Source organism: Erwinia plantamica (assembly GCF_043420595.1).
GTDB classification, from domain to species: Bacteria; Pseudomonadota; Gammaproteobacteria; order Enterobacterales; family Enterobacteriaceae; genus Erwinia; species Erwinia aeris.
Window position 1 is genome coordinate 154220 of the sequence record NZ_JBGCUC010000001.1, and the last position, 25070, is coordinate 179289.

Consider the following 25070-nt stretch of genomic DNA (forward strand, 5'->3'; position numbering starts at 1 on the left):
ATTATTTTTGCGGCTCAGTCGTGATTGCTGAGCCGTTACGCCCGCCCGATCGAGAGCAGGCCAGCCGCGTAGCCTCAGGCAGCCGCTTTACCGCCCCGTAAACAAGTAACACGCTCTTTTTGCGCTGTTTTGTGGAAAATTCGCCGCCCAGGTCTACGCTTCTTTTACAGAGCGAATCTGTAATCACGGCCCAGGCCATTCGGAAATAACAGGGAGATTTACCATGAAGCTGTTTAAAATGTTGACGGGTATGGTTATCGCAGCCGTTGTGGCTGTTTCAGTTAGCGCCTGCGCGCCAACGGCAAAGCAGGAAGGCACAGGCGGCTATATTGACGACACCGTCATCACCACCAAAGTTAAAACGCAGCTGCTGAACGATGAAGCGCTGAAGTCCCGTGAAATCAACGTGGAAACCTTTAAGGGTCGCGTACAGCTCAGCGGTTTCGTCAGCTCGGCCCAGATGGCCAGCCGTGCCGTGCAGGTGACCCGCAGCGTGAAAGGCGTGAAGTCCGTAGTAAATAATATGCAGATCAAATAACGCTTTTCGGGCGTAACAGGATCGACAAAAGGCGCAGCGTATGCGCCTTTTTGCTGTCTGACGGCGGCGATCAGAAGCGGTAACCCGCGCCAAAGAAGAACACGAACGGGTTGATATGGGTGTCGATACTCTGGCGGCCTGCGCCCGCCGCGTCAAAGCGCACTTTGGTATTAATATCCATGTACCACAGCGAGGCGTTCAGCATCCACTGCGGCGTTAGCTGATAGTCCAGGCCGACCTGGCCCGCCACGCCCCAGCTGTTTTTTACGCTCAGGTTGCTCAGGCCCGCATCGCGGCCGGTCTGGTTAAAATCGGTGTCATAAAACATGGTGTAGTTCACGCCGATACCGGCATAGGGCTGCAGCTTGCTGTTGTTATCCATGAAATACCACTGCGCCATCAGCGTTGGCGGCAGCTGATGCACGGTAGCCAGCGTGCCGGTAGAGGCCAGCCCGACCTTGTGACGGAACGGCGTGGCGCCCAGCAGCTCAACGCCGACGTGATCGGTCAGCATATAGGTAAACGTCAGGCCCAGCTGGGTATTGTTGTTGATGTCGAATTCGCCCAGTCCCAGGACGTTATCCGAGCCGCCGGTTGGACGCACGGTCGCGGAACCCGCACGCATAAAGAAATCGCCGGCCTGATGTGCCGAAGCGGCTACCGGCGCGCAGGCCGCGACCAGCAAGGCCAATACTGAAATTTTCATAATCACTCCTGTGTACATAGAAAAAAGCGCAAATTGTCACCCTTATTTTTAATGCGCTGATTTTATCTTTATTTTCAGAAAGATCACCCTCACAGAAACACAATAAACGGCAAATCCACTAAAAATTGATCTGGATCAAAACCACCTTTATTTCATAAAGAAAAATTAAGTTAAAAAGTGATCTGATGCGGGTTTATTGGCCAGATAGTGTTATATGAAGCGTGCAGGCGGTGTACGTCAGACGGCACGAGAAATCGCCAAAGCGAAAGTTGTGTAAGCCAGGGTGCCAGGTTGGCTTAAGACCATGTACAATCGCCGGATCGCTAAATTCGGCTCTCAAGGAGTGTACATGTCATTCACGGCGGCTTCGTTATACCGTGACACGGGAAATTTCTTTCGCCATCAGTTTGTTACCATCGTACTGATCGCGCTGTTAACCTCTTTTATTACGGTACTGATCGGCCATGCGCTGACGCCTGATATTTCCGGGCTGGCGGATGGCAACAGCGGCTCAATGAGCCTGATGGAGTGGATCCGTACCATGACGCCAGAACAGCAGCAGCTGCTGCTGCACGCTTCCGCTGCGGGTACGCTTGCCTCGCTGGTCGGCAATACGCTGCTGCTGGGCGCGATGCTCTGCCTGATCCCTATGGTTACCGCCGGCGAGCGCGTCAGCGCCCTGCGCGCCATGGGCGCTTCCGCGCCGATGCTGCTGCGACTGCTGCCGCTGGTATTTTTTATGACGCTGATTATTCAGCTCGGCTTTATGGCGTTGATGGTGCCCGGCATTATTTTCGCTATCATCCTGTCGCTGTCGCCGATGATCATGACGGCGGAAAAAGTCGGCATTTTCGCCGCGATGCGCGCCAGCACTCGGCTGGTGTGGGGACATGTTAAGGTGGTGGCGCCCGCTATCCTGGGCTGGCTGCTGGCGAAGGTGCTGGTGCTGCTGATGGCCTCGTCGCTGACCGTGCTGCCGGCCAACGTCACCTCGGTGCTGCTGAACGCGCTAAGCAATCTCGTTTCGGCGCTGCTGATCATTTACCTCAGCCGCCTGTATATGCTGTTACGTTAATCAGTCGCTGCGCGCTTCACCGGCGCGCAGCCGATGTGTTGATCTGATAACCGGAAGCCCTTATGAAGCAGTTACTCGATTTTCTTCCTCTCGTGGTCTTTTTCGTTTTTTATAAGCTCTACGATATTTTCGTCGCCTCGGGCGCGCTGATCGTCGCCACCGCGCTGGCGCTGGTAGCCAGCTGGCTGCTTTATCGCAGGCTGGAGAAGATGACCATCGTCACTTTTGTGCTGGTCGCCGTTTTCGGCACGCTGACGCTGGTTTTTCATAATGACGAATTTATTAAATGGAAAGTCACGGTTATCTACACGCTGTTCTCTGCCGCGCTGCTCTACAGCCAGTTCTGGATGAAACAGACGCTGATCCAGAGCATGTTGGGTAAAGAGCTGACGTTACCGCAGGCCGCGTGGCGCAGGCTGAACGTGGCCTGGGCGATATTCTTTCTGGCCTGTGGCCTGGCCAATATCTACGTCGCCTTTTGGCTACCGCAGGATTTCTGGGTTAACTTTAAAGTGTTTGGCCTGACCGGCCTGACTCTGCTCTTCACCCTGCTCAGCGGCGTCTATATCTATCGCCTGATGCCGCAGGAAGAAAAATAATTCAGCGCCGGATACGGCGTTTTTATGCGGAAGCAAGATAATGAGCGACGAACAACGACAGCCTGAGGGCGAAATGGTGCTGCGCACGCTGGCTATGCCTGCGGATACTAACGCCAACGGCGATATCTTCGGCGGCTGGCTGATGTCGCAAATGGATATGGGCGGCGCCATTCTGGCAAAAGAGATCGCGGGCGGCCGCGTGGTGACGGTGCGGGCTGACGGCATGACCTTTCTGAAGCCGGTTGCGGTAGGTGACGTGGTCAGCTGTTATGCGCGCTGCATTCGTACCGGCAGCAGCTCGATTACGATTAACGTAGAAGTCTGGATTAAGAAGGTGTCTTCAGAACCGATTGGCCAGCGCTACTGTACCACCGAAGCGGTATTTATCTACGTTGCCGTTGACAGCGAAGGCAAATCGCGACCGCTGCCACCGGAAAAAAGCCATTTTAGCGAAGCGTAACGGCATAAAAAACGGGAGCAAAATTTGCTCCCGTTTTTTTATGATGGGCAACATCACCCGTTACTCAATGCTGCTGCCGCCGTTGATTTTAAAGACAACGTTCATTTTCAAATCCTTGCCCGGCTTGCCCGCCTCATAGCGCCACTTACGCATGGCGTTTTTCACTTCACGCTCGAACATATTGCGCGGCTCGGCCTCGAGAATGCGGATATTTCCCACCTGCCCCGAGCTGTCCACGTCAAATTGCACGCGAACATGCCCTTCCAGACGCAGCGCAAAGGCGCGTGACGGATAGGCCGGTTTGCCAATGCTCATCGCTTTCGGGCCGGAAGAGACGGCCGTTGAAGGCGCTGCCGATGTTTTCGGCGCGGTAGAAGGTTTGGTCGCGGTAGCCGTACGATCGTTATTCAACGGCGCGGCCTGGCGAGGCTCCTCGCGCGGCTTCACCTCTTTCTTCGGCTTCACCACTTCCTTTTTAGGCTTAGGTTTGGGTTTAGGCCTGGGAACGGGTTTCGGGATCGGCACCGGTTCCGCTTTAGGCGGCTCCGGCTCCGGCACGGGTTCAGGTTCGGGTTCAGGCTCCGCTACCGGCTGCGGCGCAGGCTGGGGCGCTGGCTGTGGCTCCGGCTGCACTTCCGGCGCGACCAGAGAGACGCTGATAGGCTGAGACGCTTTTGGCACTTCCACGGTCTGGTGAAAAGAAGCATAAAGTATTCCGCCAATCACCACGGCGTGCAGACCCACGGAAAGCAGGGTCGGTAGCGAAAGTCGGCGAGGAAATGAAGTTTCTGTCAGCGTCGTCATAATCTTTCTGCTGTAAAAGTTGAGGCGTAAGTTTAAATGCAAATAGCAATCAGTTTCAACAACTCGCCTCTTTTCAGGCGTGAATTTGTCAGAAAATCGGTTAGCCTTACGCGCCGCGCCTGCAAGAGCATCTTTCATTTGCAGAATAGCGAACGATGCCTTAACGTGATCGCCAATCATTAGCGATGGACAGGAGTTAACGTGCTCTACGTAATTTATGCAGAAGATAATGCGGATTCACTGACAAAGCGGCAGGCGGTTCGCCCCGCGCATGTGGCACGTTTGCAGCTGTTACAGGATGAGGGACGCCTGATTATCGCCGGGCCGATGCCGGCGGTGGACAGCAACGAACCTGGCGTGGCGGGCTTTACCGGCTCTACCGTGATCGCCGAGTTCTCGTCGCTGGAAGAGGCGCAATCCTGGGCGCAGGACGATCCTTATATCGCCGCGGGCGTGTATAAGCAGGTTGCCGTTAAACCATTTAAGCGCACGTTTTAACGCCTTCCGCCTGGAACCCTGATGAAAATTGGCTATCTTTTCCCGGCCGCGGTCGGTATAGCAGGCGCGGCGCTGCTGATATGGTTTATCGCCAGCGGCGCCTGGATGCCGGGCGCCTGAGGCGCCTGGATGCCGGGCGCCTGAGGCGCAGGCAGTAAAAGAAACCCGGCGCAAGGCCGGGTATTTACGCTCAGACCAGCTGGGTAATAAACAGAATAGAACGACGCTGCTGTTGGCTTAGCTGATGGCGAATGGCGTGCATCCGTCCGTAGCGTCTCGACTGCCCTTCCAGCCAGCGCGCCCGTCGGCGCTGAATTTGACGCGACATGCGCCAGCGTGCGACTTCATTTCTACTCCGTCTCATATTACCCTCTTCGCTTGCAAAAACTCGCGCCGCATTATAAAGACTTCTGTCTCTACGCCAAGTCCGATGACTTGAGGAAAAGGTTTCGTCCGCTCCGATCTGCACGTAAACTCCTGTAATCAGAGGTGAACAGGACTTCCGCTTTTATGACGACTTTTTATACTTTAATGAGCTGGCTGCTGCTGTTTGGTTACTGGCTGCTGATTGCCGGGGTCACGCTGCGCATTCTGATGAAGCGCCGCGCGGTGCCTTCGGCGATGGCCTGGCTGCTGATTATTTATATTCTCCCTCTGGTAGGCATCGTCGCCTATCTTTCCTTTGGCGAGCTGCATCTGGGGAAGCGTCGTGCCGAACGCGCCCGCACCATGTGGCCTTCCACCGCCAAATGGCTGAACGATCTGAAATCCTGTCACCATATTTTTGCCCGTGATAACAGCGACGTGGCGCGCTCGCTGTTTCAGCTTTGTGAAAACCGTCAGGGTATCGCCGGGGTAAAAGGTAACCAGCTACAGCTGCTCACCTCTACGGACGATACGATGCAGGCACTGATCCGCGATATCCAGCTGGCTCGCCATAATATCGAGATGGTGTTTTATATCTGGCAGCCCGGCGGCATGGCGGATGAAGTGGCGGAAGTGCTGATGGCGGCGGCGCGGCGCGGCGTTCACTGTCGGCTGATGCTGGACTCCGCCGGCAGCGTGCAGTTTTTCCGCAGCGACTGGCCCGCGATGATGCGCAACGCGGGCATTGATGTCGTGGAGTCGTTGAAAGTCAGCCTGCTGCGCGTCTTTTTACGCCGCATGGATCTGCGCCAGCATCGCAAAGTGGTGCTGATCGATAACTATATTGCCTATACCGGCAGCATGAACCTGGTCGATCCGCGCTTTTTTAAACAGGATGCGGGCGTGGGCCAGTGGATTGACCTGATGGCGCGCATGGAAGGCCCGGTGGCAACCACCATGGGCATCATTTACTCCTGCGACTGGGAGATTGAAACCGGCAAGCGCATTCTGCCGCCGCCGCCGGACGGCACTATTATGCCTTTCGAGCAGGAAAGCGGCCACACCATTCAGGTTATCGCCTCCGGGCCGGGCTTTCCTGAAGATCTGATTCACCAGGCGCTGCTGACCGCCGTCTATTCGGCGCGCGAGCAGCTGATTATGACCACGCCCTATTTCGTGCCCAGCGACGATTTGCTGCACGCTATCTGTACCGCCGCGCAGCGCGGCGTCGAGGTGAGCATTATCGTGCCAAGACATAATGATTCACTGCTGGTAGGCTGGGCGAGCCGCGCTTTTTTTGCGGAACTGCTGGAAGCGGGCGTCAGAATTTATCAGTTTGAAGAAGGCCTGCTGCATACCAAAAGCGTGCTGGTTGACGGGCAGCTGAGCCTCATCGGCACGGTTAACCTGGATATGCGCAGCCTGTGGCTCAATTTCGAGATTACGCTGGTGATTGATGATGACGGTTTCGGCGGCGATCTGGCGCGCGTACAGGATGATTATATCGCCCGTTCGCGGCTGCTGGATGCAAAACAGTGGACGCGGCGCGCCTGGTGGCAGAGGATTGTCGAACGACTGTTTTATTTCTTCAGCCCGCTGTTGTAAAACGAGCGGCATTGCACAGCCCTGACGGGCATTATGGGAAATTTTATGGATTTAAATAACCGCCTTACCGAAGATGAAACCCTGGAACAGGCCTACGATATTTTTCTGGAGCTGGCGGGCGATAATCTCGATCCGGCTGATATCCTGCTCTTTAATCTTCAGTTTGAAGAGCGCGGCGGTGCAGAGCTGCACGATCCCGCCGAGGACTGGGCCGAGCATGTGGATTTCGATCTGAACCCGGACTTTTTTGCCGAGGTGGTGATTGGCCTGGGAGAAAACGACGGCGACCCGGTGACCGATATCTTCGCTCGCGTCCTGCTGTGCCGCGAAAAAGACCACAAGCTCTGCCATATTCTGTGGCGTGAATAAACCGCAGCCGCATCCCGTCGCCGGGATGCGGTCTGGTTTTTATAACGGATCGACCTTCAGGCAGGAGACCGCATGACGGAAGCTGCCTTCCAGCAGCGGACGCGTTTTGGCACACTCCGGCCCGGCTATCGGACAGCGGGTGCGAAATACGCAGCCCGACGGCGGATCGATCGGCGAAGGCAGCTCCCCTTCCAGCAGCTGGATAACCTTGTTTTTCTCCAGGTCGGGATCGGGGATCGGCACGGCGGACATTAAAGCCCTGGTGTAAGGATGCTGCGGGTTCTGATAAACCTCATCATAGGTGCCCAGCTCTACCGCATGACCCAGATACATCACCAGCACGCGATCGGAGATATGTTTTACCACCGCCAGATCGTGGGCGATAAAGATCAGCGACAGCCCCATCTCGCGCTGTAGCTGCTGGAGCAGGTTGACCACCTGCGCCTGGATAGAAACATCCAGCGCGGAAACCGGCTCGTCGCAGATAATCAGTTTGGGCTCCAGAATTAACGCCCGGGCAATGCCGATACGCTGGCACTGGCCGCCTGAAAATTCGTGCGGGTAGCGGTTAATCAGGTTCGGCAGCAGCCCCACCTTCATCATCATTGTTTTGACCCGCTCTTTGACTTCCTGACGCGCCATTTTGGGATGATAGGTACGCAGCGGTTCAGCAATAATATCGCCGATGGTCATACGCGGATTCAGCGAGGCCAGCGGATCCTGAAATATCATCTGGATATCGCTACGCGCCCTGCGCCACTCCTCTTCGCTTTGTCCCAGCAGGTCGCGGCCCAGCCAGGCGACGCGCCCTTCCGTGGCCTTGACCAGCCCGATGATGGCGCGGGCCAGCGTTGATTTCCCGCAGCCGGACTCGCCCACCACGCCCAGGGTTTCGCCTTCGTACAGGCGCAGGCTGACGCCGTCCACGGCCTTCAGCGTTTTCGGCGGCTGCCAGAACCACTGCCCGCTGTCTTTGATCGCGAAATGCACTTTCAGATCGGCGATTTCCAGCAGAACGTTCTTTTCTGTCGTGCTCATACCAGCTCCTCCGCAGGTTTAAAGCAGGCGCGCAGCCGCTCCTGTCCAAACGGCTCCAGCGGCGGCATCGTGGCGCAAATTTCCATCGCGTGGGGGCAGCGAGGCTGAAACGGACAGCCTTTTGGCAGCCGCAGCAGGTTGGGTGGATTGCCGGGAATGGTGGTCAGGGATTCGCCCTCCGCGTCGAGGCGCGGCACGGCGTTGAGCAAACCAATCGAATAAGGGTGCGTTGGCTGATAGAAGATATCGCGCGCTTTGCCGTACTCCATCGTACGTCCGGCATACATCACCAGCACGCGATCGCAGATGCCCGCCACCACGCCCAAATCATGGGTGATCATAATAATCGCGGTGTTGAACTCTCTTTTCAGATCGTTGAGCAGCGTCATAATTTGCGCCTGCACGGTGACGTCCAGCGCCGTGGTCGGTTCGTCGGCAATCAGCAGCTTAGGCCGACACAGCAGCGCCATCGCGATCATCACGCGCTGCCGCATCCCGCCGGAGAACTCGTGCGGATACATCTTCATGCGCTTGCGCGCCTCGGGCATTTTCACCGCATCCAGCATCCGCACCGATTCTTCAAAAGCCTGCGCGCTGCTCAAGCCTTTATGCAGCTGCAGCACTTCCATCAGCTGCTCGCCCACCCGCATATAGGGATTTAACGAGGTCATGGGATCCTGAAAAATCATCGCGATCTGCTCGGCCCGCAGCCGGTTAAGCTGCTTTTCCGGTAGATTAAGGATCTCATTGCCGCGAAAACGCGCCGAGCCGCCGATGCGCCCGTTGCCCGCCAGCAGCCCCATCAGCGCAAAAGCCGTCTGCGACTTGCCGGAGCCGGACTCGCCGACGATGCCCAGCGTTTCGCCCGCCCGCAGGTCAAAATTAAGGTCGTTAACGGCGGTCACATCGCCGTCCGGCGTGGTGAAAGTCACGCGCAAATCTTTTACCGACAGCAGCAGTTCGCTTCCCGCCTGCGTGGCCATCGCTGGCTGTAATTGTGTAACGTTCATCGGGAAACTCCTTAGCGATCTTTCGGGTCGAGGGCATCACGCAGACCATCGCCGATAAAGTTGAAACAGAACAGCGTCACCACCAGAAAACCGGCCGGGAACAGCAGCAGCCACGGCGAGACTTCCATCGAGTTGGCGCCGTCGCTGAGCAGCGCGCCCCAGCTGCTCAACGGCTCCTGCGTGCCCAGGCCTAAGAAGCTGAGGAAGGATTCAAACAGGATCATGCTCGGCACCAGCAGCGAGGCATAAACCACCACCACGCCCAGCACGTTAGGCACGATATGGCGCAGCACGATGCTGGCGGTAGAGACGCCGCCGACATGCGCCGCCTCGATAAACTCTTTGCGCTTCAGGCTCAGCGTCTGGCCGCGCACGATACGCGCCATATCCAGCCAGGAAACCAGCCCAATCGCCACGAAAATCAGCAGGATATTACGGCCAAAAAAGGTCACCAGCAGGATCACGAAGAACATAAACGGAAAGGAGTTAAGGATTTCCAGCAGGCGCATCATCACCGAATCGACTTTGCCGCCCAGGTAACCGGCCAGCGAGCCGTAAAGCGTGCCCACCAGCACCGCCACCAGCGCGGAAGCGATGCCGACCATCAGCGAGATCCGTCCGCCGATCGCCACGCGCACCAGCAGATCGCGTCCCGACGAGTCCGTGCCGAAGTAGTGCTTAGACACCATATCCGGCGCGCTGGACATCATGCCCCAGTCGGTATCATCGTAGGTGAACGAGGAGAGCATGGGCGCGAAGATCACAAAGAGCGCAATCAGCACCAGCACGCTCAGGCTGGCCAGCGCCGCCCGGTTATGAATAAAGCGACGGCGGGCGTCCTGCCACAGGCTGCGGCCTTCGATCTCCAGCTTTTCGCTAAAGGCGTCGAGAGCTTCGCTGTTTTTCTTACTCAGTATCATGGCGAACTCCGCGATTAATAACGAATTTTTGGATCGATAACCGCATAAAGCACGTCAACGATCGCGTTAAAAAGAATGGTCAACACGCCGACCAGAATGGTCAGGCTGAGCACCAGCGAGTAGTCGCGGTTCAGCGCGCCATTCACGAACAGCTGCCCAATGCCCGGCAGGCCGTAAATGGTTTCGATAACCATTGAACCGGTAATAATGCCGACAAACGCCGGGCCAAGGTAGGAGAGCACCGGCAGCATCGCAGGCTTCAACGCGTGGCGCAGAATAATGCGGCGCATCGGCAGCCCTTTCGCGCGCGCCGTGCGGATAAAGTTGGCGTGAAGCACCTCGATCATCGATCCGCGCGTGATGCGGGCGATACTGGCGATATAGGCCAGCGACAGCGCCACCATCGGCAAAATCATGTACTGGATAGCCCCGCCGTTCCAGCCGCCGCCCGGCAGCCATTTCAGCACGATGGCGAACACCAGCACCAGCAGCGGCGCCACCACAAAGCTGGGGATCACCACGCCGGTCATCGCCACGCCCATCACCAGGAAATCCCATTTGCTGTTCTGCTTCAGCGCGGCTATTACGCCCGCCGTCACGCCCAGCACGATCGCCAGGATAAAAGCAGCAAAACCCAGTTTGGCCGATACCGGAAAAGCGTGTCCGACCAGGTAGTTGACCGAATAGTCTTTGTATTTAAAAGACGGCCCGAAATCGCCGCGCGCCAGCTGGATCAGGTAGTCCAGGTACTGTTTCCAGATGGGATCGTTTAAATGATATTTGGCCTCGATGTTCGCCATCACTTCGGGCGACAGCGTACGCTCGCCGGTAAAAGGGCTGCCGGGTGCGAGGCGCATCATAAAGAAAGAGATAGTAATCAGGATCAGTAACGTCGGAATCGCTTCCAGAAAACGACGAAAAATAAATTTTAACATTGCCCGTACCTGCTGGCCTGTGCTTCAGCACTGCTCAAAAGAATTACGTGGGGGAAGCGTCCCTCCCCCGATTTTTTTTAGTGTTTGATGATGTAGAGATTTTTGTCGTAGAGATAGTTCAGCGGATCTTTGCCGGTATAGCCGCCGACGTAAGGCTTAACCAGGCGCGTATTGGCGTAGTAGAACACCGGCGCGATGGTTGAGTCTTTATCCAGCTGCTGCTCCGCCTGGGTATAAGCTTTGCTGCGGGCCGCTTCGTCGCTGGCCGCCATGGCCGACGCCATAATTTTGTCGAAGGCTGGCGATTTATAGTGCGAGGTATTGTTGCTGCTGTCGGAGAGCATGGTGTTCAGGAACGAGGTCGGCTCGTTATAGTCCGCACACCAGGCGGCGCGCGCCACGTCAAAATTGCCCTGATGACGGGTATCCAGGAAGGTTTTCCACTCCTGGTTATTCAGCTTGATATTGACGCCCAGGTTTTTCTTCCAGATCGACGAGACGGCGATAGCCAACTTCTTATGCAGATCGGAAGTGTTATAAAGCAGCTCGAAGGTCAGCGGCTTATCGGCAGTGTAGCCTGCTTCCGCCAGCAGTTTTTTCGCCTCTTCGTTACGCTTCTCTTGCGTCCAGCTCATCCATTCCGGCTTGACTAAATCGGCGCCGTCAATGGCCGGCGGTGTATAGCTCCAGGCGGGCTGCTGACCCTGCGCCAGCACTTTATTGACCATGATATCGCGGTCCAGCCCCAGCTTCAGCGCGGTGCGGACTCGAGGATCGTTAAAAGGCGCTTTCTGATTGTTGAGTTCGTAATAATAGGTGCAGAGATAAGGATCGACGCGCAATTCCTTCGGATTCTCTTTTTGCAACTTTTTAAACAGCTCGATCGGCAGGTTGGTGTAGGTCATATCGCTGCCGTTGCTGCTGAAGTAGCGGTTAACGTCGTTAACTTCAGAAGGGATCGGCAGGAAGGTAACCTTATCGAGCACGGTATGCGCGTTGTCCCAATACTGCGGGTTGCGCACCACGACGATGCGCTCGTTAATAATGTGTTCCTGTAGCTTATAGGCGCCGTTGCCGATCCAGTTTTCCGGCTGCGTCCACTTTTCGCCAGCCTTGTCGATAGCGGGTTTATAAACCGGCGACATGGATGGATGGATCAGCAGCTTATAAAAATAAGGCACCGATTCGGTCAAAGTGACCTGAAGCGTGTGGGCGTCAAGCGCCTTTACGCCCAGCTGGTCGGGCTTCTGCTTGCCCGCGATAATATCGTCGATATTGGCCAGATGCCCGTATTGCAGGTAGCTGGCGTAAGGCGATGCCGTTTTAGGGTCGGCCAGGCGCTGCCAGCTATAGACGAAATCCTGTGCGGTGACCGGCTCGCCGTTAGACCATTTAGCGTTGTTGCGCAGATGGAAAGTCCAGACTTTGCCGTCCTTGTTTTCCCAGCTTTCCGCCACGCCCGGAATGGGATGGCCGTTGGTGTCGTTGATCAGCAGCCCTTCCAGCAGGTCGTAGCTGACGTTAGATTCCGGCACGCCTTCAATTTTATGGGGATCCAGCGACTGCACTTCGTCGCCGTTGCCTTTAATCAGCTCCTGCTTAGCGGCAAGCTGCACGCCTGCGGGCACCGTAGCGGCCGATGCCATGCCGGTCAGCGCGCTCAGAATACCCAGCGCCAGCAGGCGCTTTTTCGTGATGTTGGTCATTTTGCTACTCCAGTTTTTATTATTACCGGGACGCTTTAGCTATCCCTCTTTGCCGGGCCACGGCTCATGACGGGGAACGAATACGTCACGGCCGTTTTTTATTTGCCCTGGCTGCTGTCATCACTAGCTATTACCTTCCTTACAAATCAATGCTTTATAATATATAAATATTTTATATCCGGCTGATCCTGCGGATCTTTACCGGTAAAACCGCCAACCCAAGGCTTGATCAACCTTGCGCTGACGCGGTAATAGACGGGAACGATAGCGGAATCGCGATCGAGCTGCTGCTCGGCCTGCTGATAAAGCGAGGCGCGCTGTGCGGCATCGTCAGCCGACAGCGTTTTTGCCAACAGCTCGTCGAATTTATCGCTTTTATAGAACGCCGTGTTGTTGGAAGACTGGCTCTGCATGGCGTTAAGAAAGGTGGAAGGTTCGTTGTAGTCGGCGCACCAGGTAGCGCGAGCCACCTCAAAATCGCCCTGATGCCGGGTATCCAGCATGGTTTTCCACTCCTGATTATCCAGCGTGACCTGCGCGCCCAGGTTTTTCTGCCACATTGAAGCCGCAGCGATAGCCTGCTTTTTATTTAAATCGGACGTGTTATAAAGCAGCCGGAAACGCAGCGGTTTTTCCGCGCTGTAGCCTGCCTCGCTCAGCAAGGCCTTCGCCTGTTCGTTGCGCTGTTGCTGCGTCAGCTTCATCCAGGCCGGTGGAGGTAAATCCGCGCCGTCAATAAAAGGCGGCGTAAACCCGCCCGCCGGGATCTGCCCCTGCCCCATAATCTTGTTGGCGATAATATCGCGATCCAGAGTCAGCTTGACCGCTGTACGCACGCGCGGATCGTTAAACGGCGGTCGCTTATTATTCAGTTCATAATAGAAGGTGCACAGCAGCGGGCTGACGCGCACCTGAGTGCCCAGCGTTTTCTTCAGCATGGGGAAAAGCTCGGGCGGCAGCACGCTGTTGGTCATATCGATTTCGCCGCTGCGATAGCGGTTAACATCGGTCGCTTCAGACGTTATGGGCAGAAAGGTGGCCGTTTCGATAGTGGTCTGCGCATTGTTCCAGTAGTGAGGATTGCGCTTCAGCACGATTTTTTCGTTGATTACCCAGTCGCTGAGGGTATAAGCGCCGTTGCCGACGTAGTGCGCAGGCTGCGTCCACTTCTCGCCCCACTGTTCGACGGCTTTACGGTTTACCGGCTTCAGTGCCGCGTAGGCCGCCAGCGCGATAAAATAAGGTACCGGCTCGCTCAGCACTATCTGTAGATGAGTGTCGTCAACCGCGCGGATGCCAAGACTTGTCGGTGGTTTTTTTCCGGCCAGGATCTCGTCAATGTTTTCAATATGCGCGTATTGCAGATAGCTGGCATAGGGTGAAGCCGTATGCGGATCGGCCAGGCGCTGCCAGCTGTAAACGAAATCCTGTGCGGTTACCGGCTCGCCATTGCTCCACGTGGCCTTACGCAGCGTAAAATTCCAGACCTTGCCCGCCTCGCTGTGCCAGCTCTCGGCCATACCCGGCACGATATGGCCATTGTTGTCGGTCGCCACCAGCCCTTCCAGCAGGTTGATCACCACGTTGCTTTCCGGCACGCCCTCAATTTTTTGCGGGTCGAGCGTGGAGACTTCGCCGCCGTTATTAATCGTGATGCTTTGCTGCGGGGCCAGTGCAATGCCTGCGGGCGCAGCGCTCAGGGAGGAAGCGGTCAACGCGCTACAGACAGCGACGGCCAGCTTCAGAGGCTTCAGCAATAATCTCATTAAACGATTTCTACCTCTGTACGAAAATTTCTGACGTAAACGTTGCCTGACAGGCTTTGCACATCTGATGCCAGTTTTGTCCGCTGCAGCAAAACCTATCAGATGCCGACTTTTCGCGCCAAGGTAAAATAACGAAAATGTTAACCAATTCTCTTTTATTACGCAGAAGTTAACGAATACATAACTTATTTTGAACAAAAAACAAAAAGCAACCCTTTGATTTGGAAATAATTTCTTTAAAAATCCGCTATTTCTTGCCGTTATTGGTATGTTGCAGCAGAGATGAGGCTTTAACCCCTATTTCAAAGCATAAAATAATAGATGAAACCTTTATCATGATATTTACTGTGTGATGCACGCATCATAACAGCGATAAAATTTGTTATTGAAATAACATTTTCTGATGAGCTTCTGAAAAAAGGTTATTTTTCAGTAATTACATTAATAATCTGCGCGGCTGGTTAAGCCAGAAGAATACTCGCACCAAAAAAGGGCAGCGCGGCACTCTTTTGCACAATTTTGGGGCGCCATTTTATTGCATCGGTGAATTAAGCGCAGATTATGCCTCTACAGGCCCGTTTTATAGTGAGGAGTTTTATCCCACCAGCCCCGGAAACAGCGCCCTGACGCCGGTGACGATAAATTCGATACCCAACGCCATCAGCAACAGCCCCATAATACGGGTGATAACGTTGATTCCTGTCTGTCCCAGCGCCCTGACCATCAGCGGTGCCGCGCGAAACAGCAGCCAGCAGCAGACGGCGAAAAGCGCAATCGCCACGCTAAAGCCAAGCAGGTTTACCCAGCTGTGATAGCGGGTGCTCCAGACAATGGTCGAGCTGATGGCGCCAGGCCCCGCCATTAAAGGCAGCGCCAGCGGCACTACGCCCACGCTTTCGCGCACGGCGGTTTCTGTTTTTTCCTGCTTGTTCTGTTTATCCTCGCCCAGCTTGCCGCTGATCATCGACATCGCGATAGTCACCACCAGTATTCCGCCCGCAATGCGGAAAGAATCAATCGAGATACCGAACAGATGCAGAATGGCGTCGCCTAAAAACAGCGAGGTCCAGAGAATAATGGCGACGGAAAGGCTGGCCGTCAGGTTGGTTTTGTTACGGGCTGCCGGCAGCTGATAGCTGGTCATACTGATAAAGACGGGAATAATGCCGACCGGGTTTACCAGCGCAAAAAGCCCGACGAAAAATTTTATATAGCCTGAAAGATCGAGGATGGTCGGGTTCACGCTTTACTCCAGTAAGGGGGATGTCGCTTAACGCGTCGGTCAAGCCCGGGCTGCCGTAGATTTGCTCTCTCCGACAGCTGTTTAAGCAGTTAATTACTCTAATAATTCATATATTAGCAAACTATAGCGCTAATAATTTAGCCTGTTCGGCAAATCTAGCCTATTGAAAATTCAGGTAACAGGCCGCAAGGCTGATGCTGAAAGGTGTCAGCATGAATGCTTCTTGATCTACATCAAAATCATCGGCCAGACCTGTGCGTACTATTGTACTCAGTAAACGGAATTACCCGCAGATTCACCGCCTGTAACGGTAATGATGCGTAGACTCTTTTAGTAAACCTGTAGAACCTGGAAACCAAAAAGCCAGCACGTTTCGGTAACAACCAGGCGCCCTTGTCTATAATTGACAGTTCTGACTTGTTTACTAACAGAGTTTAACTTTCATCAGGAGAGCATTATGACCGTTACTAACGTTGCTGAGCTTAACGCACTGGTCGAACGTGTAAAGAAAGCCCAGCGAGAGTACGCGAATTTCACTCAGGAACAGGTCGACAAGATTTTCCGAGCTGCCGCTCTGGCTGCTGCCGACGCCCGCATTCCTCTGGCTAAAATGGCCGTAGCGGAATCCGGAATGGGGATTGTTGAAGATAAAGTCATCAAAAACCATTTTGCCTCTGAATATATCTATAACGCTTATAAAGATGAGAAAACCTGCGGTATTCTCGACACTGATGACACCTTCGGCACCATCACTATCGCCGAACCTACCGGCCTGATCTGCGGCATTGTACCCACCACTAACCCAACGTCCACCGCTATTTTTAAAGCGCTGATTAGCCTTAAAACCCGCAACGGTATTATCTTTTCTCCGCACCCGCGCGCTAAAGACGCCACCAACAAAGCGGCGGACATCGTGCTGCAGGCAGCTATTGCCGCCGGTGCACCAAAAGATATTATCGGCTGGATTGACGCGCCTTCCGTGGAGCTTTCCAATCAGCTGATGCACCATCCGGATATTAACCTGATCCTTGCGACCGGCGGGCCAGGCATGGTGAAAGCGGCCTATAGCTCCGGTAAACCGGCTATCGGCGTCGGTGCCGGTAATACTCCGGTCGTGATTGACGAGACGGCGGATATCAAACGCGCCGTAGCTTCCATCCTGATGTCTAAAACCTTCGATAACGGCGTAATCTGCGCCTCTGAACAATCTGTTATCGTGGTGGATTCCGCCTACGACGCCGTACGCGAACGCTTCGCCAGCCACGGCGGCTATCTGCTGCAGGGCAAAGAGCTGAAAGCGGTACAGGATATCATCCTGAAAAACGGCGGTCTGAACGCGGCGATTGTGGGCCAGCCAGCGGTGAAAATTGCCGAAATGGCAGGTATCAGCGTACCGCCCAGCACCAAGATCCTGATTGGCGAAGTGAAGCTGGTCGATGAGTCCGAACCTTTCGCGCATGAAAAACTTTCCCCTACGCTTGCCATGTACCGTGCAAAAGATTTTGAAGACGCGGTCAGCAAAGCGGAGAAACTGGTGGCGATGGGCGGTATCGGTCACACCTCCTGCCTGTACACCGATCAGGATAACGAGCGTGAGCGCGTTAACTACTTCGGCGACAGAATGAAAACCGCGCGTATTCTGATTAATACCCCGGCTTCGCAGGGCGGCATCGGCGACCTGTATAACTTTAAACTTGCTCCGTCACTGACGCTCGGCTGCGGCTCCTGGGGCGGCAACTCTATCTCCGAGAACGTAGGACCTAAACATCTGATCAACAAGAAAACCGTGGCCAAGCGAGCAGAAAATATGTTGTGGCATAAACTTCCTAAGTCTATCTACTTCCGCCGCGGTTCCCTGCCTATCGCCATGGAAGAAGTGGCGACCGACGGTGCCAAACGCGCCTTTATCGTTACCGACCGTTACCTGTTTAACAACGGCTATGCGGATCAGGTGGTATCGGTATTGAAATCTCACGGCCTTGAAACCGAAGTGTTCTTTGAAGTCGAAGCGGATCCGACGCTGAGCATCGTGCGTAAGGGCGCGGAGCAGATGAATTCCTTCAAACCGGACGTGATTATTGCTCTCGGCGGCGGTTCGCCAATGGATGCGGCAAAAATTATGTGGGTGATGTACGAGCATCCCGAAACCCATTTCGAAGAGCTGGCGCTGCGTTTTATGGATATCCGTAAACGTATCTATAAGTTCCCGAAAATGGGCGTGAAGGCGAAGATGATTGCCATTACCACTACGTCCGGCACCGGTTCAGAAGTTACGCCTTTTGCGGTGGTGACCGATGACGCGACCGGCCAGAAATATCCGCTGGCTGACTATGCGCTGACGCCGGATATGGCTATCGTTGACGCCAACCTGGTGATGAACATGCCGAAGTCGCTGTGTGCTTTTGGCGGTCTGGATGCCGTGACCCACGCGCTGGAAGCCTATGTTTCCGTGCTTGCTAACGAATATTCCGACGGCCAGGCGCTCCAGGCGCTGAAGCTGCTGCAGGAAAATTTACCGGCGAGCTATCGTGACGGCGCGAAAAACCCTGTTGCTCGTGAGCGCGTCCATAACGCCGCGACCATCGCCGGTATCGCTTTTGCCAACGCCTTCCTGGGCGTCTGCCACTCCATGGCGCACAAGTTAGGCTCTGAGTTCCATATTCCACACGGTCTGGCTAACGCCCTGCTGATCAGCAACGTTATCCGCTACAACGCTAACGATAACCCAACCAAGCAGACGGCGTTCAGCCAGTACGATCGTCCGCAGGCTCGCCGCCGCTATGCTGAAATAGCCGACCATTTGCGTCTTAGCGCGCCTGGCGACCGCACCGCGCAGAAAATTGAAAAACTGCTTGCATGGCTCGAAGGAATGAAAGCGGAACTGGGTATTCCTAAATCGATTCGCGAGGCTGGCGTACAGGAAGCGGACTTCCTGGCAAAAGTGGATAAGCTGGCGGAAGATGCCTTTGACGATCAGTGTACCGGTGCTAACCCGCGCTATCCGCTGATTGCCGAGCTGAAGCAAATTATGATGGATACCTTCTACGGTCGTGAATACGTAGAGCCTTTCGATTCCGTAGCCGAAGCCCTGGTGGCGCAGCCGGTCGAAATGCGCAAGAAAGTGAAAAAATAATCTAACCTGACTGAAACCCGCCGCAAGGCGGGTTTTTTTTTATCCTTAAGCCGGGCTAATCATCCTGCGCACATCAGGCGTTAAGAACCGCTCAGGTTTTGTCGCATCGCCTTTCCCCTTTTCAGGCTGGCTTGCGGCCTTTTTCCCCGTAAACCGCCTCCAGCGAGTGCTGCTCAAGCGCCGCCTTATAATGCTTACGGCAGACCGAGACGTAGCGCTCGTTGCCGCCGATCACTACCTGCTCGCCCTCATCGTAAGGCTCGCCGTTTTCATCGACTCTTAATACCATTCCCGCTTTTCTTCCGCAGTGGCAAACTGTTTTCAGCTCGACAAGCTTGTCGGCCCAGGCAAGAAGATAGTGGCTACCGCTAAATAACTCCCCGCGAAAATCGGTTCGCAAACCATAACAGAGAACCGGGATATCCAGATTATCCACCACGTCAGATAACGCTTTTACCTGCTCTCTGGTCAGAAATTGCGATTCATCTATCAGCACGCAGTGAACCGGTTCCATTTGCTGTTCTGCTTTTATCTCATCAAAAAGTGCCGTGTCGTTATTATACAATTTTGCTGGAGAAGAAAGGCCAATACGCGAACTCACTTTGCCCGATCCAAAACGATTATCAATTTCTGCTGTATAGACCAGCGTGCGCATCCCGCGCTCATGATAGTTATATGAGGACTGCAATAGCGCAGTCGATTTACCTGCATTCATTACGGAATAATAAAAATAAAGCTGAGCCATCTGGCCTTGCTCCGAATTAAAGTTTAACGGGTTAAGATTATTGTATCACACTCATCAAAGACCAGGATGACCCTGCGGCGCGCCTTTTTCGTGCAGTATTGCGTAGCCGCTGGCGTAAAGACTGTACTAATGGACAGGCGAAATCGCCGGCCCCTTTTCGCAACGGGTTTTACCGCGGCTATTTTTATCGCATTTAACGATTAAAAAAAGGATTGTGATCTTGCTATTATTCACTGCGTTTTCTGTGGGTTAGCTTTGAACACCATTTAGCAAAACAAGCCTGCAACTTTGATTATAATTCCAGGCGTTGGGGTAAGCTGAAGTGGTTATCTGTTGCAACAATCAATCTTTTATTCATCTTAAGCCTATTTGTCCAGGGCTTAATAAGGGATTGTCAGCGTCGAAAGATAAACACATTTCTTTCCCTTACAAAATTAGCTATTGCAGTTCATTATGACGCACTCTATTATTATCAGGCAGAACATTCCCCCATTATAATTTTTGAGATTAGAACAATGAGCGAAGCACTTAAAATTTTGAACAACATCCGTACTCTGCGTGCACAGGCCAGAGAATGCTCGCTGGAAACTTTAGAAGAGATGCTGGAGAAGCTGGAAGTTGTTGTGCACGAACGCCGTGATGAAGAGAGCCACGCTCAGGCTGAAATCGAAGAGCGTACCCGTAAACTGCAGCAATATCGTGAAATGCTGATTGCCGACGGCATCGATCCTAATGAACTACTTGCTACGCAGAACGCTGCAAAAAGCGTGGGTAAAGCCAAGCGCGCTGCCCGTCCTGCCAAGTATAAATATGTGGATGAAAATGGCGAAACGAAAACCTGGACCGGCCAGGGTCGTACGCCAGCCGTAATCAAAAAAGCTATCGAAGAACAGGGTAAAAAACTCGAAGATTTCATGCTGTAAATTTCTTCAGCGGATGAATTTTCATCCGGGCTACATAAAAAAAGGAAGCCGAAGCTTCCTTTTTTTATTACCGTTATACCTGATAGAAAGTGCGATACCAGTTAACAAATCGACTTACGCCTTCCTCTACACCAGTCTGTGGCTTAAATCCAATCGCCTTATAAAGCGCCGTGGTATCCGCGCTGGTCTCCAGCACGTCGCCAGGCTGCATAGGCAGCATGTTTTTCTCGGCGGTCATGCCTAACGCTTTCTCCAGCGCCTCGATATAAGCCATTAACGTCACCGGGCTGCTGTTGCCGATATTATAGACGCGATACGGCGCCGAACTGGTCGCCGGGCTGCCGCTTTCTACCGTCCAGTTGGCGTCTGGCTGAGGAATAACGTCCTGCAAACGTACGATGGCCTCGGCAATATCGTCAATATAGGTGAAGTCGCGGCGCATCTGGCCATTGTTATATACGTCAATCTTTTCACCCGCAATCATGGCGCGGGTAAACTTAAACAAGGCCATATCAGGGCGTCCCCACGGGCCGTAGACGGTGAAAAACCGCAGGCCAGTAGTTGGGATGCCATAAAGATGAGAATAGGTATGAGACATCAGCTCATTGGCTTTTTTAGTCGCCGCATACAGGGAAACCGGATGGTCTACCGTATCGTCGGTTGAGAACGGCATTTTGCGGTTCAGGCCATATACGGAGCTGGAAGAAGCATAAAGCAGATGACCGACTTTATTATGGCGGCATCCTTCCAGAATATTTAAATGTCCGATGAGATTGGCATCGGCATAGGCCAGCGGGTTTTCCAGCGAATAACGAACGCCTGCCTGCGCGGCCAGGTGAATAACGCGGTCAAAACCTTCAGCGGCAAAAAGCGCGGCCATCCCTTCCCTGTCGGCAAGGTCAAGCTCAATAAAAGTGAAGTTTGAAAAAGGTTTGAGTAAATCCAGGCGGGCGAGTTTGAGTTTTACATCATAATAGTCATTCAGGTTGTCGAGACCGACAACCTGGTGACCGGCGCCTGACAGGCGTTGTGCGACATGAAAACCGATAAAGCCTGCTGCGCCGGTAACCAGATATTTCATACTTCCCTCGTTAATTATGCAATTTGGATAGAAGCTCCGCGGCCGATTGCATAATAAACGAAACCGCGTTTGCTGACTCTTTCTGGATCATACAGGTTACGACCATCAAAAATCACGGGTTCTTTCAGCGCATTTTTAATGACATCAAAATCCGGCGCGCGGAAGTTTTGCCATTCGGTGCAGATAACCAGGCCATCTGCGCCCTGCAATGCCGCTTCTTTGGTGCCCATCAGCTTAAGATCGCTGCGGTGACCATAGATGCGCTGCGCTTCGTCCATCGCTTCCGGATCGAAAGCCTGAACGGAAGCCCCGGCCTGCCACAGTGCTTCCATCAGCACGCGGCTTGACGCTTCACGCATATCGTCGGTGTTTGGCTTAAAGGAGAGTCCCCACAGCGCAAAGGTTTTGCCCTGAAGGTTGTCGCCAAAGTGACGCTTGATAAAGTCCGGCAGCTTGTGCTTCTGCGAGTCGTTAACGTCTTCCACAGCCTGCAGCAGACGCGGCTTATAGCCAATCTGCTCGGCGGTGCGGATCAGCGCCTGCACGTCTTTCGGGAAGCAGGAGCCGCCGTAGCCGCAGCCAGGGTAAATAAAGGAGTAGCCGATACGGGAATCGGAACCAATACCCTGACGCACTTTCTCGACGTCCGCACCCAGGCGTTCAGCCAGGTTGGAGATCTCGTTCATAAAGCTGATTTTTGTTGCCAGCATGCAGTTAGCCGCATACTTGGTCAGCTCGGCGCTGCGGATATCCATCAGGATCATACGATCGTGATTGCGGTTGAATGGCTCATACAGCTCGCGCAGCAGGTCTACTACCGCTTCGTTGTCGGTACCTACCACAATACGCTCAGGACGCATACAGTCGTTGACCGCCGCACCTTCCTTCAGGAATTCCGGGTTAGATACCACATCGAAAGCGATCTCTTTGCCACGCGCCTTCAGCGTTTCTTCCATCACGCCGCGCACGCGGTCAGCCGTTCCTACCGGTACGGTTGACTTGTCGATAACCACTTTATGATCGTTCATATGTTGGGCAATCGTACGCGCTACCGCGGTGACATATTTCAGATCCGCAGAGCCATCCTCATCCGGAGGCGTGCCCACAGCGATAAACTGCATAATGCCGTGGTTAACACCCTCTTCCGCATTGGTGGAGAACTTAAGGCGACCGGCCTCATAGTTCTGCATCACCAGCGGCGTCAGGCCTGGTTCAAAAATTGGAATGATCCCTTTCTTCAGATTCTCGACTTTATTTGCGTCGACATCGATACAAAGAACGTCATGTCCGACTTCGGCCAAAACCGCAGCCTGAACCAGACCCACATAGCCGATACCAAATACGGTGACTTTCATTGAATTGTCCCGGTTAAAAAATTAATCTTATTTCTCGTTGCCAACGGTGCTTTCAAGCCATGCTTTGAAATCTGCACCCAGCGTATTATGACGCACGCCGTATTCGACGAATGCCTGCATGTAGCCCAGTTTGTTACCGCAGTCGTGGCTGATGCCTTTCAGGTGGTAAGCTTCAACGGTTTCTTTGTCCATCAGCATAGCGATAGAGTCAGTCAGCTGGATTTCATCACCTGCGCCTGGAGGCGTTTTCGCCAGCAGAGGCCAGATATCCGCAGACAGCACGTAACGACCCACAACCGCCAGGTTAGATGGCGCTTTATCTGCTTTAGGCTTCTCTACCACACCGACCATCGGCGCGCTTTCGCCCGCTTTCAGCTCTGCGCCCTGGCAGTCAACCACGCCGTATGCGGTCACGTCTTCTACAGGCTCTACCATGATCTGGCTGTGGCCGGTTTCATCGAAGCGACGCATCATGTCGGCCAGGTTGTCCTGAGCCAGGTTAGATTCGTACTCGTCGATGATAACGTCAGGCAGGATAACCGCTACCGGCTCGTTACCGACAACCGGATAAGCGCACATTACCGCGTGGCCCAGGCCTTTCGCCAGACCCTGACGTACCTGCATGATGGTCACGTGAGGCGGGCAGATAGACTGGATTTCTTCCAGCAGCTGACGCTTAACGCGTTTTTCCAGCATCGCTTCCAGCTCAAAGCTGGTATCAAAATGGTTTTCGATAGAGTTTTTAGATGAGTGCGTTACCAGCACGATCTCGGTGATACCAGCAGCGATACACTCGTTAACGACATACTGAATTAACGGCTTATCAACCAGCGGCAGCATCTCTTTAGGAATTGCTTTGGTGGCAGGTAACATACGGGTTCCCAGACCAGCAACAGGGATAACCGCTTTTTTTACTTTGGACTTATAGGCAGACATCTAAGTACCTCTCTTTAGGCCGTTCAAGTTATTACTTGATATGTCGAGTTAAAAAACGAAGTGAGTATATCAGCTGAACCCGGATGGATTTATCCTGGTTCATTCATTTCCACGCAATTTAAGACTATTACCTAAGTGTAAAGCTTATCGCTGGTCCTGTCCCTGGCACGCAGCGATAAAAAGGAAAGGGACGTTTAATCGGTGGACAACATCAGGCGCAGCCTGCCGCCGGCGCCCCACACCTGACACTGCCAGGCATCGCAGCGCTGGCTGATTTGATTAAGATGCGTACTGCCCAGCGTGCCAAGCGGAACGCCATTACTCAGCTGTATTTGATGAGAATGAATATTCAGAGTGGCGTTTAAACCAGCAGAAACCAGGATAAGGTTTTTTAATCCCTGGTGATAATAGCCGACCAGCAATGGAAATTGCCCCTGAAGGTTGGCCTGGCGTAAAAGTAAATTAACCTGTTTCAGCAAACTATTTAGCTCGGGCAGACGTTGCGCCTGACCCGAAAGCTGATCCTGAAGCAGGCCGTTAAATAATGCCCTTAATAATAACGCGGCCAACACGCCGTTATCGCCCGCGCGCGTAACGTCCAGACAATAAAAAGCCAGGTCTTTATCAGAAAGCGCCGCGACGTCGAGCACCAGGCCCGGCTGTTCCGCCATCGTCAGCTGACGATAGTTAATGCGGCAGTTAGCGATTTCCTGCTGTACCGGCGGCTGCAGCTGCTTTAACAACTTTGCCGCCGCCTGGGGATCGCGCACCAGGGCGTCCCAGTCCTGAAAGAGCTGCTCGTCCTCTTCGACTTTGGAAGTAAACATAGAGGGATAGAGGCATTCGTAAACCGCCTCGCGCAGCCTTTCCAGATCTTTTAACGGCTTCAGCAGCACATCCTGCACGCCAAGGCGCAGTACGTGTGCGATATCAGACATGTTTTCAGTGGCGGAAATCACCAGGATCGGCACGGGGTTGCCCCGGGTCCGCAGATGTTCAACCAGCTTGATACCGTTCATGCGCGGCATAGCCAGGTCGCATATCATCAGGTCAAAGACCTGGTGCTGCATACTTTCCAGAGCCTGAACGCCATCATCGGCAAGCGAGGTAGTGGCGCCCAGCGCGCTCAGAAAATTATCCAGCAGAGAACGGAAAACCACTTCGTCTTCAACTATCAGGATCTGTTTTCCGCTTAATGGCTTCTCCATTGTCCCCCCTTGTGCGCCAGATAAGTCAATAGTGGCTCAAAAACCACAATT

General features: G+C 53.9%; 25 protein-coding genes. 10 read left to right on the plus strand and 15 right to left on the minus strand.

What is annotated here, in order from left to right; all coding sequences use genetic code 11:
* The first annotated feature begins 223 nt into the window (after window positions 1-223).
* Window positions 224-538, plus strand: a complete 315-nt coding sequence (locus AB3U87_RS00660; protein ID WP_125287728.1) for a BON domain-containing protein — start codon at window positions 224-226, stop codon at window positions 536-538.
* 70 nt (window positions 539-608) lie between these two features.
* On the opposite strand, the gene ompW is transcribed toward AB3U87_RS00660, so the two are convergent.
* The gene (gene ompW / locus AB3U87_RS00665) at window positions 609-1244 is read right to left on the minus strand and encodes an outer membrane protein OmpW (RefSeq protein WP_253453809.1); all 636 of its coding nucleotides are present in this window, start codon (window positions 1242-1244) and stop codon (window positions 609-611) included.
* 349 nt (window positions 1245-1593) lie between these two features.
* Between ompW and AB3U87_RS00670 the strand changes: the two genes are divergently transcribed.
* The 3 genes from AB3U87_RS00670 to yciA all read left to right on the plus strand — a co-directional run bounded on the left by AB3U87_RS00670 (window position 1594) and on the right by yciA (window position 3378).
* Window positions 1594-2319 (plus strand): YciC family protein, encoded by a 726-nt coding sequence (locus AB3U87_RS00670; protein WP_253453807.1) that lies wholly within the window; start codon window positions 1594-1596, stop codon window positions 2317-2319.
* A 62-nt stretch (window positions 2320-2381) separates the two neighbouring features.
* Window positions 2382-2918: a septation protein A gene (locus tag AB3U87_RS00675; RefSeq protein ID WP_253453805.1), complete on the plus strand. Its 537-nt coding sequence runs from the start codon at window positions 2382-2384 to the stop codon at window positions 2916-2918.
* A 40-nt stretch (window positions 2919-2958) separates the two neighbouring features.
* Window positions 2959-3378, plus strand: coding sequence for an acyl-CoA thioester hydrolase YciA (gene yciA, locus AB3U87_RS00680; RefSeq protein WP_253453803.1), 420 nt, complete (start codon window positions 2959-2961; stop codon window positions 3376-3378).
* 60 nt (window positions 3379-3438) lie between these two features.
* Here yciA and tonB read toward each other — a convergent pair whose 3' ends face one another.
* Window positions 3439-4182, minus strand: a complete 744-nt coding sequence (tonB, locus tag AB3U87_RS00685; RefSeq protein WP_301251630.1) for a TonB system transport protein TonB — start codon at window positions 4180-4182, stop codon at window positions 3439-3441.
* Between the two features lie 201 nt (window positions 4183-4383).
* On the opposite strand from tonB, the gene AB3U87_RS00690 reads away from it, so the two are divergent.
* Both AB3U87_RS00690 and AB3U87_RS00695 read left to right on the plus strand, forming a co-directional pair.
* Window positions 4384-4680, plus strand: a complete 297-nt coding sequence (locus AB3U87_RS00690; protein ID WP_253453799.1) for a YciI family protein — start codon at window positions 4384-4386, stop codon at window positions 4678-4680.
* A gap of 21 nt (window positions 4681-4701) precedes the next feature.
* On the plus strand, window positions 4702-4800 hold the full coding sequence (locus AB3U87_RS00695; protein ID WP_148101246.1) for a YoaK family small membrane protein: 99 nt from the start codon (window positions 4702-4704) through the stop codon (window positions 4798-4800).
* 70 nt (window positions 4801-4870) lie between these two features.
* Here the strand turns inward: AB3U87_RS00695 and AB3U87_RS00700 are convergent, their stop codons facing one another.
* Complete coding sequence (locus AB3U87_RS00700; RefSeq protein WP_125287735.1) at window positions 4871-5044, minus strand: YciY family protein; 174 nt, start codon at window positions 5042-5044, stop codon at window positions 4871-4873.
* A gap of 146 nt (window positions 5045-5190) precedes the next feature.
* Between AB3U87_RS00700 and cls the strand changes: the two genes are divergently transcribed.
* Both cls and AB3U87_RS00710 read left to right on the plus strand, forming a co-directional pair.
* Window positions 5191-6651 (plus strand): cardiolipin synthase, encoded by a 1461-nt coding sequence (gene cls, locus AB3U87_RS00705; protein ID WP_253453797.1) that lies wholly within the window; start codon window positions 5191-5193, stop codon window positions 6649-6651.
* Between the two features lie 45 nt (window positions 6652-6696).
* A complete protein-coding gene (locus tag AB3U87_RS00710; protein ID WP_125287737.1) occupies window positions 6697-7020 on the plus strand; it encodes an HI1450 family dsDNA-mimic protein in 324 nt (107 codons plus the stop codon).
* Between the two features lie 39 nt (window positions 7021-7059).
* Here the strand turns inward: AB3U87_RS00710 and oppF are convergent, their stop codons facing one another.
* From oppF to AB3U87_RS00745, 7 genes are all read right to left on the minus strand, one after another.
* On the minus strand, window positions 7060-8058 hold the full coding sequence (gene oppF, locus AB3U87_RS00715) for a murein tripeptide/oligopeptide ABC transporter ATP binding protein OppF (RefSeq protein ID WP_253453794.1): 999 nt from the start codon (window positions 8056-8058) through the stop codon (window positions 7060-7062).
* Window positions 8055-9068 carry an ABC transporter ATP-binding protein gene (gene oppD / locus AB3U87_RS00720; protein WP_253453792.1) on the minus strand — a complete coding sequence of 338 codons (1014 nt, stop codon included), beginning with the start codon at window positions 9066-9068 and terminating at the stop codon, window positions 8055-8057. The genes oppF and oppD overlap by 4 nt, the downstream gene beginning before the upstream one ends.
* Before the next feature lie 11 nt (window positions 9069-9079).
* Complete coding sequence (oppC, locus tag AB3U87_RS00725; RefSeq protein ID WP_125287740.1) at window positions 9080-9988, minus strand: oligopeptide ABC transporter permease OppC; 909 nt, start codon at window positions 9986-9988, stop codon at window positions 9080-9082.
* A gap of 14 nt (window positions 9989-10002) precedes the next feature.
* The gene (oppB, locus tag AB3U87_RS00730) at window positions 10003-10923 is read right to left on the minus strand and encodes an oligopeptide ABC transporter permease OppB (RefSeq protein WP_253453790.1); all 921 of its coding nucleotides are present in this window, start codon (window positions 10921-10923) and stop codon (window positions 10003-10005) included.
* A gap of 77 nt (window positions 10924-11000) precedes the next feature.
* Complete coding sequence (gene oppA / locus AB3U87_RS00735) at window positions 11001-12629, minus strand: oligopeptide ABC transporter substrate-binding protein OppA (RefSeq protein ID WP_394148082.1); 1629 nt, start codon at window positions 12627-12629, stop codon at window positions 11001-11003.
* 146 nt (window positions 12630-12775) lie between these two features.
* The gene (locus tag AB3U87_RS00740) at window positions 12776-14395 is read right to left on the minus strand and encodes an ABC transporter substrate-binding protein (RefSeq protein ID WP_301729475.1); all 1620 of its coding nucleotides are present in this window, start codon (window positions 14393-14395) and stop codon (window positions 12776-12778) included.
* Between the two features lie 595 nt (window positions 14396-14990).
* A complete protein-coding gene (locus tag AB3U87_RS00745) occupies window positions 14991-15638 on the minus strand; it encodes a YchE family NAAT transporter (protein ID WP_125287744.1) in 648 nt (215 codons plus the stop codon).
* Window positions 15639-16095: 457 nt separating this feature from the next.
* Here AB3U87_RS00745 and adhE point away from each other — a divergent pair, with 457 nt between their 5' ends.
* Window positions 16096-18771 (plus strand): bifunctional acetaldehyde-CoA/alcohol dehydrogenase, encoded by a 2676-nt coding sequence (gene adhE / locus AB3U87_RS00750; protein WP_253453784.1) that lies wholly within the window; start codon window positions 16096-16098, stop codon window positions 18769-18771.
* 121 nt (window positions 18772-18892) lie between these two features.
* On the opposite strand, the gene tdk is transcribed toward adhE, so the two are convergent.
* Entirely contained in the window at window positions 18893-19516 is a 624-nt protein-coding gene (tdk, locus tag AB3U87_RS00755; RefSeq protein WP_125287746.1) for a thymidine kinase, read from the minus strand.
* A gap of 515 nt (window positions 19517-20031) precedes the next feature.
* Between tdk and hns the strand changes: the two genes are divergently transcribed.
* The gene (gene hns / locus AB3U87_RS00760) at window positions 20032-20439 is read left to right on the plus strand and encodes a histone-like nucleoid-structuring protein H-NS (protein ID WP_253453780.1); all 408 of its coding nucleotides are present in this window, start codon (window positions 20032-20034) and stop codon (window positions 20437-20439) included.
* Between the two features lie 73 nt (window positions 20440-20512).
* On the opposite strand, the gene AB3U87_RS00765 is transcribed toward hns, so the two are convergent.
* The 4 genes from AB3U87_RS00765 to rssB form a co-directional block, all read right to left on the minus strand.
* Window positions 20513-21520, minus strand: a complete 1008-nt coding sequence (locus AB3U87_RS00765) for an NAD-dependent epimerase (RefSeq protein WP_394148083.1) — start codon at window positions 21518-21520, stop codon at window positions 20513-20515.
* A gap of 14 nt (window positions 21521-21534) precedes the next feature.
* Entirely contained in the window at window positions 21535-22875 is a 1341-nt protein-coding gene (locus AB3U87_RS00770) for a UDP-glucose dehydrogenase family protein (protein WP_253453776.1), read from the minus strand.
* Window positions 22876-22902: 27 nt separating this feature from the next.
* Window positions 22903-23811, minus strand: a complete 909-nt coding sequence (gene galU, locus AB3U87_RS00775) for a UTP--glucose-1-phosphate uridylyltransferase GalU (protein WP_125287750.1) — start codon at window positions 23809-23811, stop codon at window positions 22903-22905.
* A 194-nt stretch (window positions 23812-24005) separates the two neighbouring features.
* Window positions 24006-25019, minus strand: a complete 1014-nt coding sequence (gene rssB / locus AB3U87_RS00780) for a two-component system response regulator RssB (protein WP_301251621.1) — start codon at window positions 25017-25019, stop codon at window positions 24006-24008.
* Window positions 25020-25070 lie beyond the last annotated feature (51 nt).